Source organism: Pseudoblastomonas marina (assembly GCF_034374265.1).
Classification (GTDB): Bacteria; Pseudomonadota; Alphaproteobacteria; order Sphingomonadales; family Sphingomonadaceae; genus Alteriqipengyuania_A; species Alteriqipengyuania_A marina.
The window spans coordinates 349,878-367,005 of the sequence record NZ_CP139718.1 but is presented as its reverse complement, the minus strand read 5'-3'; the positions used below and the strand labels follow the sequence as shown (position 1 = coordinate 367,005).

Genomic DNA, 17,128 nt, shown 5'->3' with positions numbered 1-17,128 from the left:
CTGACCGGCCGGCGTGCGGTCGCACGCGTGCTGGTTTTGAGGATATTCACTGATGTCGGACGCGGACGCTGCCCCTTCCCCTTCCCGCTGTGGCTCCGCCACGTCTCCGACTCCCCCCACCCCGCCGCGCTCGACGCGGGCGGTGGAGCGGCAGGGGACGTCGGCGGTGGCGTTCGAGGACGAGGAGGTCGATGCGGACGATCCGTTGCTGGACTTCGCGCCCTTCATCCATGCCGCGCCGCGCGCGAACTCGATCACGCCCGATGTCCAGCGGCGCTTCGTGGCCGAATTGCGCGCGTGCGGGGTCGTCAAGCAGGCGGCGCGCAAGGTGGGGAAGAGCCTCGAGGCGCTCTACAAGCTGCGCGAGCGGCCGGGGGCGGAGGGCTTCGCCGCCGCCTGGGACGCCGCGCGCGAGCGGTTCGGCGCGCGGCTCCACGATTTCGCCTCGGCCCGCGTGATGGAGGGGGACGAGCGCCCGATCGTGTCGCAGGGACGCATCCTCGGCTGGCACACGGTCTACGATTATCCCACCATCCGCTTCATGCTGCGGCACAATTTGCCCGAGCGCTATTCCCCGGCGGCCGACGAGCTGAAGCCCGGGCACCCGGCCTACGACAAGCTCGCCGATGCGATGCTGGCGGTCTACAACCGCAAGCTGCGCCAGGCGCGCGCCGACGTGACCCCGCAGGCGATGGCGATCCACACCCACCGCCGGCTGCGCACCTGGCGGCACTGCGAAAAACTCGCCGCGATGGGCCGCGATCCGGACACCGCGCGCGACGGCTGGGACGAGACCGACGCCGACGGCAAGCCCTGCCTCCCGCACGAGGGCTGGCTCGCGGGAGAAAAGCGCGCCGAGGCGGAGCGGTTCTTGAAGGTGCTCGAGGAGAAGGATCGGCGGAAGGGGTAACCCTTGCCCCGCGCGCCACTCTCCCGCTAACCTCCCCCCATGCTCGATTCCTTCTTCGATCACGCCGCGATGACCGACGGGATTACCGTGCGGGTCTCCGTCAGCTACCTGCCCGAACAGTCCGCGCCCGAGGAAGCGCGCTGGTTTTGGGCCTATCACGTGCGGGTCGAGAACCACTCGGACCGCGCGGTGCAGCTGCTCACGCGCCATTGGCGGATCACCGATGCGGGCGGCGGGGTGAACCTCGTCGAGGGCGAAGGCGTGGTCGGCGAACAGCCGGTGCTGCGCCCGGGCGAGAGCCACGATTACGTCTCGGGCTGCCCGCTGCCGACGCCGTGGGGCTCGATGGAGGGGCGCTATACCTTCGTCGTGGTCGACGGGGAGAAGACCGGACAGCGGTTCGAGGCGGCGATCCCGTTCTTCCCGCTCGAAGCCGGAGAAACCGCGCAGTGATCGCCCGCGCGGCGCTCGCCGGGTCCGCGCTCCTGCTGCTCGGCGGCTGTCCCGCCGCGATGGTGACGCCCCAATCGCTCCCGTCCGCGCCGCTTTCGGGCGCCGAGGCTTGTGCGACCGACCCGGATGGCGGGGGGATCATATTGTGGCTCAACCCGCGCTCGGTCGAGGCGGGCGAGACGATCGAACTGCGGCCCGGGCAAAGCGCCTACCCCTCCAATTTCGACCCGCTGCCGCCCGGCTGTATCGACGCGGTCGAGGCCGACCGGCCCGATCTCGTCCGCTTCGCGCGGCGCGAGGACGGGACGGTGACCGCGACGGTCGCCGAGGACGCGCCCTCGGGCACCGAGATCGTGCTGAGCGCAAGCTTCGACGGGCGCGAGATCGCTCCCGCGCCGATCACCGTGTTCTCCGCCGCGGCCGATCCGCTGGTCGGGCTGTGGACGCAGGAGCGCGCCGATTGCCCCGCCGACACCGCGCCGGTGGTGGACTTCAGGCTCGCGGCGGGCGGCAAGTTCTACGTCACCTGGCTGCCGATGGGCTCGCGCCGCGACTATGCCGGGAGCTACGAATACGATCCTGCGAGCGGCGCGCTCGCGCTCGAGGTCGAGAGCTCCAACTACCTCCCCGACGACCGCGCCCCGCTGACCGTGCGGCGCGAAGGCGATACGCTCCACATCGTCTCGGGCTCGCTCGGCTCGGCGCCCGACGGCCGCGGCTTCTGCCGCGAACCGTTCACGCTGTTCGGGAGCTGATCCTCAGGGTGCGCTAGCGAGCTCGGCCTCGGCCCCGGACTCGGTCTCCGGGGCGGGCGCGGGATTGCGCGCCGAGAAGTTGTGCTTGGCGAGGAACGCGAGCAACCGGTCGTACCACGCCTGCTCGTCCTCCGGCCGCACCAGCGAGTGCCCCGCCTTGTCGAGCACCAGTTCCTCGACATGCGTCGCGCCGTCGATCGCCTTCATCATCTCGATATGCTGCTTGAACGGCACGTTGTCGTCCTTCTTGCCGTGCGCGAGCAGCAGCGGGCGGCCGATCCGGCGGGCGAATTCGCGCGGCGAGACCTCGTCGAGGTCGCCCTTGCGCACCTCGCCCTCGACCATCATCGTCCAGCGCTTGCCGTCCCGGCGATCGAGGAAGTCCTTGTCGTAATCGAGCATGTCCTTCCAGTCGGTCACCCCGGCCCAGCTCGCGGCGCAGACGTAGAGATCGGGATTGCGCACCACCGACCAGACCGCGGCGTATCCGCCATACGATCCGCCGACCATGCACACACGCGCGGGGTCGGCATAGCCCTGCGCGATCGCCCAGCCCCGGGCATCGTCGAGATCGTCCTGCATGCCGCGCCCGATCTCGCCGTAACCGAGCTTCTCGAACGCCTCGCCATAGCCCGAGGAGCCGCGGAAATTGGGCTGCAGCACGGCGTAGCCGCGATTGGCGAGCAATTGCACCTCGGGATGGTAGGCCAGCATGTCGCGGACATGGAACGGGCCGCCATGCGGCAGCACGATCAGCGGCAGGTTCTTCGCCTCGAGCCCGCGCGGCAGGGTCAGATAGGCCCGCAGCTTCGTCCCGTCGCGCGCGGCATAGGTCACCGCCTTCGACCTCGCCAGCTGGGTATGGTCGAGCGTCGGCAGGAGGTTGGTGAACAGGTCGAGCTTCATCTCGGCCGGGGTGAAGATGTAGAGCGCGCCCGGATCGGCCTCGCTCCCGGTCCACACCACCATCCGTTCGAGCCCCGCCGACCACTGGCGGATCGTCACCTGGGCCCCGCCCAACGCCTCCTCGAGCACGCCCTGCCATTTCGCCAGTTCGGGATGGATCCACTCGGTCCGCTCGCGATCGTCGGTGTAGCTGACCGCGAGCAGGCCGTGCACGCTGTCGACCGCGGCGGATTCGAGATCCCAATCGGCGTGCTCGTAGACCGTCCGCCCGGGCTCCCCGGTGCGGAAATCGAATTCGCGGACCGCGATCCTTCCGCCGTCGCCCCTCGCCATGATGTAGCCGATATCGGAGCCCGCCGAGATCGAAATGACGTTCCAGTATTCGGCCGCATCGTCGTAATACTTGAAGCTGGCGACCTTGTCCCAGTCGTCCTCGGCGCTCGAGCGGTACCAGATCCGGCGCCGCTTGCCGTTGAAATGTATGCCGAGCCGGACGACGCCCTCATTGTCGGCGAACCAGGTGTCCGAATCGCCCTTGCGCTTCTGCACCCGCACGGCGGTATCGTCGAATTCGCTCCCGTCGAGGAACACCTTGTGCACCTCGGCATCGGCGAACAGCTTGCTCGAGGAAGACAGCAGGATGAATTCGCCCGCCGGGTCGGTGTAGATCACGTCGTCGCCGGTCAGCCCCTGCTTCTCGCGCCCGACGAAGAAGGTCTTCCCGCTGGCGAGATCGAACGCGAACAGGCGCGACACGGGGACCGGGAACACGCCGTAGACGATCGTGATCGCGCGGACGCTGACGAGGATCTTGTCCGGCCCGGCCCAGCGCAGGCGCGACGGATGCAGGTTTTCGGGCAGCAGGATCGCGCGGCTGGGCCGGCGCGTCGCCGCATCGTAGATCACCAGCTTGTTGCGCTCGTCTTCCTCGATGAACAGCGCGAACCGGCTTCCGTCGGGCGACAGGGTCGGGCTGGTGAACGGCACGCGCCCGACGAAATCGGCCGTCGGAATCAGCGCGACTGCGTCGGCTGCTCGCGGTGGCGACGGCGCGGCTCCATCCTCCGCCGCAGCGCTTGCCGCCGGCGGTGCCTCCGCCGCCACGGCTTGCTGGCCCAGCGCCGGCGCGGTCCAGCCGAGCCCGAAGCAGAGCCCGAGCGCAAGCGCGGCGAAAGCCGCCCGGATTCGTTCGCTGTCGATCATGCTGCGACCCCCTTCCCCTGCGCGCCACGATAACCCCTTGGTCCCGTTTGCCAAGATGCTTGTGAGCCATGGCGCGATTGCATAGGCAGGCCGCGATGGAGCAGCCCGCACGCCGACAATCCGATCCGCTCTGGTGGTGCGTCGGCATCGCCTTCGGCTTCGCGGTGCTCGCCGCGATCCGGCTCGGCATTCCGTCGAAACCCTATTTCGACGAGGTCCATTACATCCCCGCCGCGCGCACGCTGACCGATCTCGTCGCCCCCGCCAATGTCGAGCACCCGCTGCTCGGCAAGGCGCTGTTCGCGGGCGGCATGGCGCTGTTCGGCGACGGCCCGGTCGGCTGGCGGATCGTGCCGTGGGCCTCGGGCGTGCTCGGCCTGTTCGGTTTCATGCGGATGCTGTGGTGGGCGAGCTTTTCGCGCGCGACGACCGTGATCGCGGGCGTGTTGCTCGCGACCAGCTTCCTGTGGATCGTCCACGCCCGCCACGCCATGCTCGACGGGCCGATGGCGGGGTTCGCGCTGCTCGCGGCATGGGCGTTCGTGCGAGGACTACGCGAGCCGACACGCGCGCGCTGGCAGTTCGCGCTGGCAGGCGTGCTGATGGGACTGTCGCTCGGCACCAAGTGGAGCGTCGCGCCGCTACTCGTGCTCCCGGGCCTCGCCTTCCTGTGGGCCAAGCTGCGCGATGAAGGCGCGCGCGGGCTGGTGGCGAAGGAAGGCGGCGCGGTGCCCGGCATGCGGCTCGCCGAAGCCGCGCTGTGGCTCGGCCTGCTGCCGCTCGCCGCCTACTGGCTGACCTTCGCCCCGGCCTTCTTCTACGCCACCGATCCGCTCTCGCCCTTCGACGTAATCGGCCACCACCAGCGGATGATCTGGCTGCAGGCGAGCGTGGTCGAGGAGCATCCCTACCAGAGCGTGTGGTGGCAGTGGATCTTCAACCTGCGCGGGATCTGGTATCTCTACGAGGTCACCGACGGCGCGCAGCGCGGGATAATGCTGATCGGCAACCCGGTGACGATGTATCTCGGCCTCGCCGCGCTGGCATTGTGCGGCTGGCGCTGGGTGCGCTCGGGCGAGATGCTGTGGCTCGCTCCGCCGCTCGCCTGGGCCGCGCTGATGGGGCTGTGGGTGATCGCCGAAAAGCCGGTCCAGTTCTATTTCCACTACCTGCTGCCCGCGCTCGCGCTGATGGCCGCGCTCGCGCTGGTGACCGGGCGCTGGTGGGACGAAGGCAGGCGCTGGCCCGCCTATGCCGCGACGATCGGCGCGGTGCTCGCCTGCGCCTATTTCTGGCCGGTGCTGAGCGCGGGCGCGCTGGAGAACAACCAGGCCTTCCTCAAATGGGCGTGGTGGAGCGGCTGGCGCTAGGGCTCAAAGGCGCGGCGCGACCGTGTTTCCATGCTCCCGCGCCTGCGCTGGGCGGACGGTCCGCTTCAACGGGCACCTGCCTCTCCGAAATGTCCGGCTATGGGTGGAAAGCGGACGTCAGATACGCTTCAAAATCGAGGCTTGTGGCGCATAGATTGGGCGCTATTTGCGTTGTCGCCGCAAGCCCAAATGTCTAGCTCGCCCCTGCCCAAGTGGTAGGTTGCGAAGGCTACGAAGTAAGACCTGTCATCGAACATCCCGAAGTTCGACTGGCCTTTGATGAATATGCCCGCCGGTAAACCATCAAAATCAGCTTCTTGGACTTTGATGTCGATCAGGCCTCTGTCCTCTTCTCCATCGCGCATACCATAACGATATTCTCGGCGCATCGTAGCAATGTCGCTCAGGCAAGGGTCGCGAGACAATTGCTCTTCGATCTGAGTAACCAGCGCCGGGTCGGGTCCATCCGTTGTTTCGAGCGTCACTTCGTAAGTTGGCTCGGGCGAACAGCCGGCGAGAAGTAGCGAAACGATAAGCGATCCTGTGACGGTTCTCATGATGCGACTGTTCTAGCCTTCAATCGAATGTCCGCAATCGGGTCGTTAGCCGACAGTCGGCTCCTGGCACAGCACCGCGTGGCAAAATCGGTCGCGAACCGGGTGGGAAGCGCAGGTCAGGTCCGATGGCGATCCCAAAGCACGCCCTGCTCGCTCTCCGGCCTGAAAATCGGCTCGCAAGTCGCGCGGCGGGTCGGAAGCGTCGCGGGGACCGCGAAGTCCTTGCACCTTTTATGTTCGACACTGTTGGACAATTGCGGCTTCGACCTCCGGCGAATGCCTCCAATGCCTTGAAATTGTTATCCGTCGCCTGACGGGCGTGCGAAAGAATTCGTGAAGGCGTATGGTTAGCAGGCCTGTTCTTCGACATGGTCCGCGCGCTATCAGGCCTTCGCCGGCGGTGTGCTCGAGCGCCCCGCTTCGGCGGGTCGCCCGGGTGGGGCGGCTGGCGCTAGGGTGCGGGCGTGAAACGATAATCGGCGTGTGACATGGTGACAGGCAGATCGGTCTGAATTAACAACCGAGCCATGCCAGACCTGCGACCGTTCGAAGAACGAAGTGCCGACCATCTCCGCCTCGTGATAGACGCGAGCGACATCGGTGTGTGGGAGCTCGATCTCGGCTCGGGCCGCGCCGTCCGCAACCATGTCCACGACCGCATTTTCGGCTATTCCGAAACGTTGTCGGAATGGACCTACGACATGTTCCTCGATCACGTCGTCGAGGAGGACCGGGCACGGGTCGACCGGCTGCAGCAGGCGGCGATCGCCGACAACCGCGAATGGTCGTTCGAATGCCGGATCACGGCCGCGACCGGCGAGATGCGCTGGATCCGGGCTTCGGGCCGGCCGCTGCAGGACGATGCCGGGAAGACGGTGAAACTGATCGGCAACGTGATCGACATCACCGATACCAAGCAGAACGAAGCCCGACTCCAGCTGATCACCGAGGAACTCAACCACCGCGTGCGCAACATGCTCGCCACGATCAAGTCGATGGTGCGCTTTTCGGCCAAGAAGGCCGCCGACATCCCGTCTTTCGCCGAAGCGCTCGAGGGGCGGGTCAGGACGCTCGCGCGAAGCCACCAGCTGCTGGTCGCCGAGTCCGACGCCGCGATCCGGCCCAGCACCATCCTCGAGGCCGAGCTGTCCGCCTTCCCGGGTCTCGGCGACCGTGTGAAGATCGCGGCTTCGAACGAGCCGGTGCTGCGCGATTCGGCCGGCCAGGGCCTCGCGCTGGTGTTCCACGAGCTGCTCACCAACGCGCTCAAATACGGCGCGCTGTCGAACGACGAGGGCCATGTCGAGGTGACGATCGAGGGGGCGGAGAACTCGGTCTCGATCCGGTGGAAGGAGCACGGCGGTCCGCCGCTCGACGGCAACAAGGGGGAAGGCTTCGGGACGGTGCTGATCTCGCGCGTGTTCGCCTCGCAGGCCTCGACCAGCCTCGAATTCCCGCCCGACGGGGTCGAGTGCCGTATCGAGCTCGACGTGACCTGACCCGAAAAGCTGGCGCGCCCGGCAGGGCAAGGATGGGCACTCAGATCGCTGGGAAATTTCCGTCAGGCTGAGCGACCAAGGTCTGCTTCGCGCCCCAGCACCAGCAATTCGCGCGGATATCGCCGTGAGCTGGAACCTGTCGTCCGTTCATGTGGATATCCAAGTCAACGACCGCCTCTATTTCCGACGGTTACCGACAAGCCGAATTCTGCCGAGGACGATGGGTCCGAAACCTTCCCGAGCATTTGTCTTTGGCGATGCAAATGATTGCACTAGAGTGCGCAATCGCCAGGCGTGATTACACTCGGCGCCCAACCCGGCCAAACTGTACGAGACGAAGATTGACCCGCGGAATCACCACGAATGGCTTTTGGGCAGATGGATACGCGATCGTCGACGATCTGCTCACCGATGCCGATATCGCGCTGGTGGCCGCGAGTGTCGATTATTCCGCAAACCGCGGCAGCATGGTCGAGCGTGCCGGGGGGTGCGTCGAAAGCGCCGCGGACGAATACGGGCCGCTGGCGGGCGAGATGCTCCTTCGCCGGTGTCGCCCGATATTCGAAGAGGTGCTCGGGAAGAGTCTCGTGGAAACCTTCGCTTATTGGCGCCTCTATCGATCCGGCGGCGTGTTGAAGAAGCACAAGGACCGACCCGCTTGCGAAATCAGCGCAACCGTGTCGATCCAGTGTCTGCCGATGGATCAGTCCTGGCCCATCGAGATCGAGGACCTGCACGGCCGACATCGCTCGATCGAACTCCGGCCGGGTTCCGCGCTGCTGTACCAAGGCCACCGCGTCTCGCATTGGCGCTTGCCCTTTACCAGCGCGTCACAGGTCCAGTTGCTGTTCCATTACGTCATCCGCGACGGTGACTATGCCGAACACGCACTGGACGGCCATGGCGAAGAGCCCGTGACCCGCCTAACGCTCGACTAGCATGGCCTCGCTTTCCATTGGCCGTCTGCCGAAGACCCATATCGTGCGCGATTTCCTCGACCGCGACACGCATGCGCGCATCCTGGCCGAAAGCATCGAGAACGAAGCCGCCTACGGCCCCAGCAGGGTTTCGAGATACGATGGCGGCAAGCTGGTCGACTGCGTGCTCAACCCCAAGTCGCGCGTTGCCAGTTCTCGGAAGCTGAGCACCGGACTTGCGGAGCAATTCACGCGCGCGATCTTCGAGCGTCGGGACGAGATCGCAAAAGCCACGCACACCGCTTATCCCGCCAAACCCGCGATCGAAATCGAGGCGGTCCACAGCGGCGACGGTGCCTTCTTCAAAACCCATATCGATACCATCCAAGGCAAGGCCAGCGTCCACCGCGTGATCAGCGCCGTCTACTATTTCTCGCGGCAGCCCAAGGGCTTTATGGGCGGCGAATTGCGAATCTGGTCGCTGGACAGGACATCGTCCGTCACCATCGAGCCGGAGGACAACGCGATCATATTCTTCTCTTCGATCGTGCCGCACGAAGTTCTGCCGGTATCGGTGCCGTCGGGCGCGTTCGAGGATGGCCGTTTCTCGATCAATTGCTGGATCAACCGCGCTTCATAGCGCCCGCTCGCCGAAGACCTTGCGCTTCAGGAAGAGTGCGACGCGCAGCGGAACGTAGAGCCAGCGAAGGCGCCGAACCAGCGCGTATCGCTCCAGCAACTCGCGGTCGTTGACCAATTCGAACCATACGGCCCGGCGGTAGCTCCGCCCGTCGCGCAAGCGGAGGATGTGCCTCCGCGCAAAGCTGTTGGCGATGCCGCTGCGCCGCTTGGGCTTCGCGAGCAGCCGCACGCGCGACGCCTTCAGCAGCCCGCGCAGGGCCTGATCGGCGCCCGCCCGTTCGGCAAGCTGCGGCGGAAGCGACCGGCCCCAGACCTCCGCAAGCAACAGCAAGGCCAGCAGCGAGCACCGGCCCGTGCCCAGGCGCTCTGACCGTGCCTGCCACTGCACGATGTCGTCATCGGCCAGATCCTGGGTGAGGACATGGATATCGACCAGCCACTTCAACCGATCCCAAAGCGAAGTCGCCGCATGGGCACACAGATAGGCAAACAGGTCTTCGCGAGAAAACGCAGGGACCCGAACCCCGCCCATCGTCAGGGCCTCCCCGGCCTGAGCCATGCCAAGTCCCGAAAGGAGCGTTTCGGGCGTCTTCAATCGATGGTGCAGTTCGATGGCGAAACGCCCGCTCGGGTCAATCAGGGTGATATCCTTGGCCAGCCTGCGCCAGGGATCGATCCGCCAGTCGCCGAAGGGCGGCCTCGATCCGTGCACCCGAAAGCCGCGTCGTTCGAACAGCGCGATCGCGGCGGCGAAATTGTCCCAATCGACGAGGATGTCGATGTCCACGCTGTGCCGGATGGCCGGGTCCTCGTAGAGCAGATCGCTCAACCATGGTCCTTTTAGCGGTACGACCGGGACCCCGGCTTCTTCCAGCACCCTGATGCAGTCGAGGCTGAGCGCGGCGAGGGAAAGTGCGCGCGTCTGCTCCGCCTCGGCCCGCGCCGTGAGCTCACGAGGTACTGCCAGTCCGGCTTGCCGAATCGACCTGACAGCCAGCGCAAGGACCCGGTGCCGTTCGAGCAATTCGGCGAATTCGTGCCACCTGCCGTCGATGGCGAGGTAGGCACCCGCGATCCGACGCGCGCGTTCGGGCGATGCGGGCCAGTCGGTGCAAGCCACCATAAGCGCGAATTCCGCCGACGGTGGACGAATTTGCGCGGTCACCATCGCGGCTGCGCGCGCGCCGTCATGCATTCACATAGCAACGCACAACGGTATATTCGCCACGGTCGCGACCACCGCAGACCGCGATATCGCCCGCCATGACCCACGCATGGGCCTCCATCTTCTCGCCGCTGTCGGCGCGGCGCACACCGAAAAAGACCGTGTGGCGCGTGCGGATGAGCCACAGGATGAAATGGCAGACCAGTGCCTGGGCAAGGCAAGGATGGCGGAACGGGGTATGGCGCGTTGCCAGCTCGACGGCGTCGGCAAGGCGCGCGGCCTGTCCTCTTCGGCGCGCATCCAACTGCGGAATGCTGCCCTCGATACCACGGTCGCGGCCCAAGACCTGCGCCAGCCACCGTGAGGGAACGACCATCGCCGCGACCCGCGCCGGCCACAGCAGTAGCCAGATCGCGAGCGTCAGGGACAGCATGGCGACAGGCATCCGGGACGCGGTCTTCATCTTGCGAAGCAACCGCAAGGCCGGAGGTGTGGCTCGTCCGTGCATCGGTCCGGTTGTATATTGCGGTGAGCACCCGATCAAAGGGCTTTCTTTCGGGGGCGTCCCATGCCTAGGCTGCAATATCGAGCAATGAAGACTTCAGTCCATCTTGCCTAGCCAGCCAGTAGCCGATGCGGGCGAAACGTTCGGGCTTGCCATTGCCAGCGATATTCCCTTGCCCGATCTCGCACCGTTGACTCCCGGAACGAAGGCCGATGTGGTGATGCGCGAAGGCCGCGTCGAGACGTGGGACGAAACCGATCCTTTTGCCATCACCCCGTATCTCAGGGCCAAGCAGCGGTGCCTCTGGTTCGACATCCCCGGCAAGCTGGCAATGCGGATCGAGGACGGGCGCTCGATCGTATACCGTCCGCACGCGGGCGTGCCCCAGGACGAGGTTCGGCTGTTCCTGCTCGGTTCGGGAATCGGTGCGATACTGATGCAGCGCGGCAATCTGGTATTGCATGCGAACGCCATCGCCATGCCGGGCAACGGGGCGATCATTTGCCTGGGAAGGTCCGGAGCGGGGAAATCGACCACTGCGGGCGCATTGATGCAACGGGGTTACGAAGTCCTGGGCGACGATGTGTGCGCGATAGATTCCGGCAACAATATCAGGCGCGGTGTGCCGCGCCTGAAGCTGTGGGACGATACGGTCCGACGATTGGCGCTGGACGCAAGCGGGCTGGAGCGTTTTGCCGGAGCCCACGACAAATGGAACGTGCCCCTGGCAGGGAAGGTTTCGGGCGCGCGGCGTCCTGCAATGTTCGTCCTGCTCGATTTCGGCGAGGGAACGACCGTCGAAACGCGGACGATTTCCGGCGGCGAGAAGTTCGTGGCGCTGCGCAACAATGTCTACCGCCACGAATTGGTCGCAGCCCTCGATATCGAGGCATATTACCTAGAGCGGCTCGCGCGCATCGCCTCCTCGACGCCGATGTATCGCATCGCCCGCCCGCGGAGCGGCTTCACGATCGATCAGGTGGTCGATACGATTATCGACTTGTACGAACCGGTCGCTATGAAGACGCAGGAAGGTGCAGGCTGATTGCCCGCCCGGCAGGAGGGGAACATGACGGACGGAACGCTTTCGCCGGATACCCGGTATGTGCGCGCAAACGATGTCGTGGCGACCGGCATGGACGGCGAGATCGTGATGATGGACGTGAAGAAGGGATCCTACTTCGCGATCAATGGGAGTGGGCCGGAAATCTGGGAGCGCCTGGCCGAACCGATCCTGCTGCGCGACCTGATCGCCTCGCTGGCCGAGGAATTCGAGACCGGGGCGCAGGACGAATTCGAACAGCATGTCACCGGCTTCGTCCGCAGCCTGGTTACCCAGGGCCTCGTGAAGCCGGCCGACTGAGGTAGATGTTCGCGGCGATATTCGCGCGCGAGCCGGGTCCGCATCCGGATGCGCGGGCCGAAGGTGCCCGTCTGGTTGCGACGCTGGCGCCCTTCAAACCGCCCGACAATGCGGGCACCTGGCATGACGATCGCGCCCTCATCGTGCATGCACTGCACCACAACACGCCGCAGTCGCTTCACGAACACTGCCCGGAGGTTTGCCGCGAAAGCGGGCGCATCATCGCCAGCTGGGCGAGGCTCGACAATCGCGCGGAGCTCTGCGCGACACTCGGGCTGCAGGATCGGGAAACGCTAACCGATCCGCAGATCATCCTCGCCGCCGATGCGCGGTGGCCGGGGGATTGCGCGCGCCACCTCGAAGGCGATTTCAGCTTCGTCATCCACGATCCGGCCAATGGGCGCACCTATTGCGCGCGCGATGGGGTCGGGGCCAAGCCATTCTACTACATGGATGCCGGCGATCGCATCATCGCCGCCAGCTCGGTAGCGGCAATCAGGGCCGTTGCGCACAGGGAGCTTAGCCCGGACCGCATGTGGGTGGCACTGTTCGCAACCGGGTTCGGCTTTGCCGAGGACGAGACGGCATATGAGGGCATCGCGAAGCTCGCGCCGGGGCACGACCTGCTGATCACCGACGGAGGCCAGGTCGTTCCCCGACGGTATTTCGATTTCGACCTGGCAGCGCCTCACGCCGGCCGGCGCGACCCGCGCTGGGTCGATCGCTACCGCGACGAATTCGATCGCGCGCTGGACGTGCGGACGCGCAGCGCCTTCCTGGTCGGATCGGAAAGCTCCGCCGGGCTCGACTCCGCCTCGATCGTCGGCCGCCTCGTTCACAGCCTGCCCCACGACCGGGCCGATTTCCATACCTTCGCGCTCGTCGCGCACCAGCGCGAGCACGAACTGCTCGAACAGCTTTCGGCGATGTGCCGTGTCGCCCATACCCACAAGATCGTGCGGCCCGAGATGCTGCGGATCGACGATGCGGTAACGCGGGCGCACAAGGTCATCGGACATCCGCCCGAGCACGGACAGCCCCTGCTCAACGCCGATTTTTTCGCGCAGGCGCAGGGGTTGGGCATTCGCACGATGATGTCGGGCTTCGGGGGCGACGAGATCGCGACCGGTTATGCCAAGCACCTGGTCCACGAATTGCTGGCCCGGGGCGACTACCGCGCGCTGATCGGCGAGCTTGAAGGCGCCATGCCGCTGCGCCTTGCGCGGCTGGCCAAATGGCGCTGGCGCGGCCTGCCGCATCCCGATCGGGCGGCCGAAAGAATGATCGCAACCAAGCTCGATGTCGCCTGCCTGTCGCGGGAATTCTGTGAAGACACCGGACTGCGCCGGAGGATCGAGCGGTGGATGATGCCGGATCGCGGCCCCCTGACGCTGAACACCGTGGCGGCGCTCGACCCCGGTTTTCGCCATGTTCGTGCCGGTCGGCTCGAATCCTCCGCCCTGTTCGCTTCGTCCTATGGGATCGAATACCGTTTCCCCCTGCTGGACCGCCGCCTGATCCAGTTCTTCCTCGGCGTACCTTCGATCGAGAAGCGATCGAAATCGATGGGTCGGTACCTCCATCGCAGGGCAATGGCAGGCCGAATACCCGACGACATCGTCTGGCAGGCTTCGAAGGACATGGGACCGCCATTCGGGGGGCGCGTTGCCACGCAAAGGCAGCCGCGACTGGCATTCGAGGAATTGCCGACGATCTTGCAGGAAATCCTCGATGCGGACGCATTCGAAAACCTGCAGGCCGAATATGTCGAGTCGGAAGGATCCACATCACACCGGATCATGCGGACTGAATACTTTCTGTGGCAAATACGCCAGATTTGTGCTTGGCTCTCGACTTAGGTGTGGCCAATCTCGTAGGAACACAGCCAAGAACAGTAGAACCCTCAATAGGATGATTGGGAAATGGTCGATCAAGCGAATACGACGAAGAACGCGAAGAAAGCCTTCATTCGTCCCGAACTGCACCAGCTCGACATATCGCGGACGGCGACCGGCCCGTTTCCCGACCCTAGCGAATTTCCGATGATCCTGCAGATGTCTTGATCGCCCCGACATCATCGGTTCGGGGGCGCATATGAGCGATCTTGGAGCACGCGCTCCCTCGACGGGCGAAACCGACACTCCTTTCCCGGCCGCAATAGACCCAGCCGTGTTCGGGCGACTGTTCTCCCGGTCGACGGCCGAGAGAATAATCCGCAAACATCTCTCGCAACAGCCGGGCCTGGTTTCCGATGCATCGCCGGCGGCGCTGAGCTTCGATCTGCCGGGTTTCTTTGCGTTGCTGCGGGATCGTCGCTGGCACCATGACGAAGAGATCAAGTTCTATGCGGACGACCGCGCCGGTCCGTCCACTGACCTGTGGTCGAAGACGATCAGGCCCAACGGATCGCTTACACTGGACAGCATCCTCCACCTGAAGGCGAACCGGACCAGCATCTACGTCAAGCGCCTCGAATTGATGGTGCAGGAGATGCGCGAGCTGGCGGCGGCCATTTCGCGGTCCGGGTATTTCACGACCACGCTGTCCGCAATGTACAGCCCCGCGGGCGCGCGCTCGACCCCCAACCATATCGACACTTGCGACGTTCTCGCCGTCCAGCTTCACGGCGAGAAGAGCTGGACGGTCGACGACCGGCCGAGGGTGCTCAACGCTTTGCCCAGCCAGACCGACGCGCGACCCGACGAATGGCATTTCTCCAATGCGACGGACGTGACGACGCGGGTGGGAGATGCATTGTTCATCCCTCGCGGCGTGCTGCACAACGCAATGGCCTCCGACGTGGATTCGCTTCATCTCGTCATCGGGCTTTCCCCGCTGACATGGCACGATGTCCTCACCCGCAAGCTTCAGGACCTGTGCGATACCGACCCCGCCCTCCGGGGCTCGGTCCTCTCGGCCACGGGGCCCTTCGGGCAGCACGGGGCGGGCCAAGAGGTCGCTGCGCTACTCGCCGGAATGGCGAGCGAGGAATCGCTGACGACCCTCGGCAAGGAGGCGATGCGCATGCGGGCTTACGAATATGCGCTCAATTCCGATGGGCAGGTGTTCGCAAAGTCGATCGACGATCTGCTTTGACAGGCGACTTGCGATAGCGATCACCGGCAGGGCACCTCGATCAAGACCTTCGATGTTGGCATCTTTTTCATACTACCTGCGATGTTTCATCGCCTACGATCGCAAAGGCGTGTTCGCTGCGCTGGCACTGATCCTGGCATCGGCGGCGCTCGACGCGGTGCTCGCGCTAGCCCTCGTCCCCTTGCTCGAAATCTTCCTGGGGCTGTCGGGCAGCGGCATGGGAGAGCGCCTCGTCGCGCTCCTCGAGTCCATGGGTTTGGCGAATGCAATTCCGATCGAGGTCGGCATCGTCGCCCTCTTCGCCGGCCTCGTCTTCGCGCGGAGCGTGGTGGTTCGATGGCGCACCCTTCGGCTGGCGCGGCTTTCCCAGGGCTTCGTGCGCCACTGGCGCATCCGGCTATTTGCGGCCCTTGACCGGGCGGACTGGCAAAGTGCCCTCGACCAACGGCGCCACAATATCCACCATGTCCTGACTGACGATGTCGGCCGGATCGCGGCGGGGGCCGAAAGCACGATCCGGGCAACGACCGGGATCGTCATGGCGCTTTCGCAGTGCTGCGTCGCGCTGTTGCTCGCCCCGGCGTTGGGGGCCGTGTTTTTCGCCGTATCGGCGGTCGCAGCGATGGCATTTTTCGGAGGGATGCTGGGCAGCGCGCATTCGCGCGGCGAAGTGCAGGTGAGGAATGCGCGGGAGCTGCACCGGCACCTGCACCAATATCTCGCGGGCCTGAAATCCGCCAAGGTGCACCCGCATCGCGATTTCGCGCTGCAGATGGACAGGGTCGCCGATGCGATCGCCGACAACACGGTCGCTTTCCTGCGCGGGCAGGCGAACGCCCAGTTCGCGTTGCAGGTGGGCTCGGCGGCGCTGCTGCTCGTCCTGCTGGCGCTGGGCCTGCTGGTTTTCGACACGCCGCCCGCCGCACTGATCGTCTTCCTCGCCATTATCGTCCGGATCAGTCCGCTGGCGCTCGCGCTGGCAGGCAATGCGCAGGGCATCGCCAACACCCTGCCCGCCTTCGAAAACGTTATCGCGTTCGAAGCCGCGCTGGCGACGGCCGGTTCGGAAGCACGAATCCCGGCAAGGCCCCAAGCATGCGCGGCGTCGGTCACGGGGCCCATCGGCGTTGCCTTCGACGAGGTCTCGTTTCGCTATCACAGGGCGGCGGAGCCGATCATCCAGCGCCTGTCGTTCGAGACCGAGCCGGGTAGCGTCAACGGCCTGGTCGGACCCACGGGCATCGGCAAGACGACGGTGCTCGATCTCGTAGCCGGTATCCTGCAGCCGACGACGGGTATTATCCGGCTCGTCCGGCGAGACGGCGAAACCATTGGCGCAGCGGAGATACCTTCGGTGCTTTCCTATGCGACGCAGGAGCCCGTCCTGTTCGATGCAACCGTTCGAGAGAACCTGTTGTGGAACGGCACCGAGGCGGATGAGGAGCTGATCGGCGACGTGCTCGACATCGTGGCGGCACGGGAGTTGGTGGAGAACCTGCCGCAGGGGCTGGATACCCGTGTCGGGGACATGGGCCTGACCCTGTCCGGTGGTGAACGGCAGCGTCTTTTCCTTGCAGCGATGATCTTGCGCCAACCGGGATTGCTGATCATGGACGAGGCGCTCAGCGCAGTCGACCTGAAGACCGAAGCGCGGATTTTCGCCAGCCTGCGCCGACTGGCGAACGAGATGACGATCGTTGCCGTCACTCACCGTAAACCCGATCCCGCGATCTTCGACCGCGTGATTGACCTCGGCGATCGAGCGTCGAAACCTTAATTCACAGATA

The 17,128-nt window shown here is 65.4% G+C and carries 18 protein-coding genes; 13 read left to right on the top strand and 5 right to left on the bottom strand.

Annotation, left to right across the window (positions count from 1 at the left end; translation table 11 throughout):
- Positions 1 to 166 precede the first annotated feature (166 nt).
- The 3 genes from T8S45_RS01720 to T8S45_RS01710 are packed head-to-tail and all read left to right on the top strand — an operon-like array spanning position 167 to position 2,118.
- Entirely contained in the window at positions 167 to 910 is a 744-nt protein-coding gene (locus T8S45_RS01720) for a hypothetical protein (RefSeq protein WP_322294460.1), read from the top strand.
- A gap of 39 nt (positions 911 to 949) precedes the next feature.
- Positions 950 to 1,363, top strand: coding sequence for a Co2+/Mg2+ efflux facilitator ApaG/CorD (gene apaG / locus T8S45_RS01715; protein ID WP_188641333.1), 414 nt, complete (start codon positions 950 to 952; stop codon positions 1,361 to 1,363).
- Positions 1,360 to 2,118 carry a hypothetical protein gene (locus T8S45_RS01710; RefSeq protein WP_322294459.1) on the top strand — a complete coding sequence of 253 codons (759 nt, stop codon included), beginning with the start codon at positions 1,360 to 1,362 and terminating at the stop codon, positions 2,116 to 2,118. Before apaG ends, T8S45_RS01710 begins: the two co-directional genes overlap by 4 nt.
- Before the next feature lie 3 nt (positions 2,119 to 2,121).
- On the opposite strand, the gene T8S45_RS01705 is transcribed toward T8S45_RS01710, so the two are convergent.
- Positions 2,122 to 4,227 (bottom strand): alpha/beta hydrolase family protein, encoded by a 2,106-nt coding sequence (locus tag T8S45_RS01705; protein WP_322294458.1) that lies wholly within the window; start codon positions 4,225 to 4,227, stop codon positions 2,122 to 2,124.
- Positions 4,228 to 4,295: 68 nt separating this feature from the next.
- On the opposite strand from T8S45_RS01705, the gene T8S45_RS01700 reads away from it, so the two are divergent.
- The gene (locus T8S45_RS01700) at positions 4,296 to 5,597 is read left to right on the top strand and encodes a phospholipid carrier-dependent glycosyltransferase (RefSeq protein ID WP_322294457.1); all 1,302 of its coding nucleotides are present in this window, start codon (positions 4,296 to 4,298) and stop codon (positions 5,595 to 5,597) included.
- 128 nt (positions 5,598 to 5,725) lie between these two features.
- Here T8S45_RS01700 and T8S45_RS01695 read toward each other — a convergent pair whose 3' ends face one another.
- Positions 5,726 to 6,154, bottom strand: coding sequence for a hypothetical protein (locus tag T8S45_RS01695; RefSeq protein ID WP_322294456.1), 429 nt, complete (start codon positions 6,152 to 6,154; stop codon positions 5,726 to 5,728).
- A gap of 527 nt (positions 6,155 to 6,681) precedes the next feature.
- Here T8S45_RS01695 and T8S45_RS01690 point away from each other — a divergent pair.
- The 3 genes from T8S45_RS01690 (at position 6,682) to T8S45_RS01680 (ending at position 9,210) form a co-directional block, all read left to right on the top strand.
- Positions 6,682 to 7,653 (top strand): HWE histidine kinase domain-containing protein, encoded by a 972-nt coding sequence (locus T8S45_RS01690; RefSeq protein WP_322294455.1) that lies wholly within the window; start codon positions 6,682 to 6,684, stop codon positions 7,651 to 7,653.
- Between the two features lie 341 nt (positions 7,654 to 7,994).
- Positions 7,995 to 8,591, top strand: coding sequence for a hypothetical protein (locus tag T8S45_RS01685; RefSeq protein ID WP_322294454.1), 597 nt, complete (start codon positions 7,995 to 7,997; stop codon positions 8,589 to 8,591).
- 1 nt (position 8,592) lies between these two features.
- Positions 8,593 to 9,210 carry a 2OG-Fe(II) oxygenase gene (locus T8S45_RS01680; RefSeq protein WP_322294453.1) on the top strand — a complete coding sequence of 206 codons (618 nt, stop codon included), beginning with the start codon at positions 8,593 to 8,595 and terminating at the stop codon, positions 9,208 to 9,210.
- On the opposite strand, the gene T8S45_RS01675 is transcribed toward T8S45_RS01680, so the two are convergent.
- From T8S45_RS01675 to T8S45_RS01665, 3 genes are all read right to left on the bottom strand, one after another.
- Positions 9,205 to 10,407, bottom strand: coding sequence for a nucleotidyltransferase domain-containing protein (locus T8S45_RS01675; RefSeq protein ID WP_322294452.1), 1,203 nt, complete (start codon positions 10,405 to 10,407; stop codon positions 9,205 to 9,207). The two genes, T8S45_RS01680 and T8S45_RS01675, sit on opposite strands and share 6 nt — an antisense overlap.
- Positions 10,400 to 10,840 (bottom strand): lasso peptide biosynthesis B2 protein, encoded by a 441-nt coding sequence (locus T8S45_RS01670; RefSeq protein WP_322294451.1) that lies wholly within the window; start codon positions 10,838 to 10,840, stop codon positions 10,400 to 10,402. The genes T8S45_RS01675 and T8S45_RS01670 overlap by 8 nt, the downstream gene beginning before the upstream one ends.
- Positions 10,841 to 10,949: 109 nt before the next feature.
- Positions 10,950 to 11,345 (bottom strand): hypothetical protein, encoded by a 396-nt coding sequence (locus T8S45_RS01665; RefSeq protein WP_322294450.1) that lies wholly within the window; start codon positions 11,343 to 11,345, stop codon positions 10,950 to 10,952.
- Here T8S45_RS01665 and T8S45_RS01660 point away from each other — a divergent pair.
- The 6 genes from T8S45_RS01660 to T8S45_RS01635 all read left to right on the top strand — a co-directional run bounded on the left by T8S45_RS01660 (position 11,319) and on the right by T8S45_RS01635 (position 17,118).
- Entirely contained in the window at positions 11,319 to 11,927 is a 609-nt protein-coding gene (locus tag T8S45_RS01660) for a hypothetical protein (RefSeq protein ID WP_322294449.1), read from the top strand. The two genes, T8S45_RS01665 and T8S45_RS01660, sit on opposite strands and share 27 nt — an antisense overlap.
- Positions 11,928 to 11,951: 24 nt before the next feature.
- Positions 11,952 to 12,245 (top strand): PqqD family peptide modification chaperone, encoded by a 294-nt coding sequence (locus T8S45_RS01655; RefSeq protein ID WP_322294448.1) that lies wholly within the window; start codon positions 11,952 to 11,954, stop codon positions 12,243 to 12,245.
- A gap of 5 nt (positions 12,246 to 12,250) precedes the next feature.
- Positions 12,251 to 14,104, top strand: coding sequence for an asparagine synthase-related protein (locus T8S45_RS01650; RefSeq protein ID WP_322294447.1), 1,854 nt, complete (start codon positions 12,251 to 12,253; stop codon positions 14,102 to 14,104).
- A gap of 63 nt (positions 14,105 to 14,167) precedes the next feature.
- Positions 14,168 to 14,308 (top strand): hypothetical protein, encoded by a 141-nt coding sequence (locus T8S45_RS01645; RefSeq protein WP_322294446.1) that lies wholly within the window; start codon positions 14,168 to 14,170, stop codon positions 14,306 to 14,308.
- 31 nt (positions 14,309 to 14,339) lie between these two features.
- A complete protein-coding gene (locus T8S45_RS01640; RefSeq protein ID WP_322294445.1) occupies positions 14,340 to 15,341 on the top strand; it encodes a JmjC domain-containing protein in 1,002 nt (333 codons plus the stop codon).
- 109 nt (positions 15,342 to 15,450) lie between these two features.
- A complete protein-coding gene (locus tag T8S45_RS01635; RefSeq protein ID WP_322294444.1) occupies positions 15,451 to 17,118 on the top strand; it encodes an ATP-binding cassette domain-containing protein in 1,668 nt (555 codons plus the stop codon).
- The last annotated feature ends 10 nt before the right edge of the window (positions 17,119 to 17,128 follow it).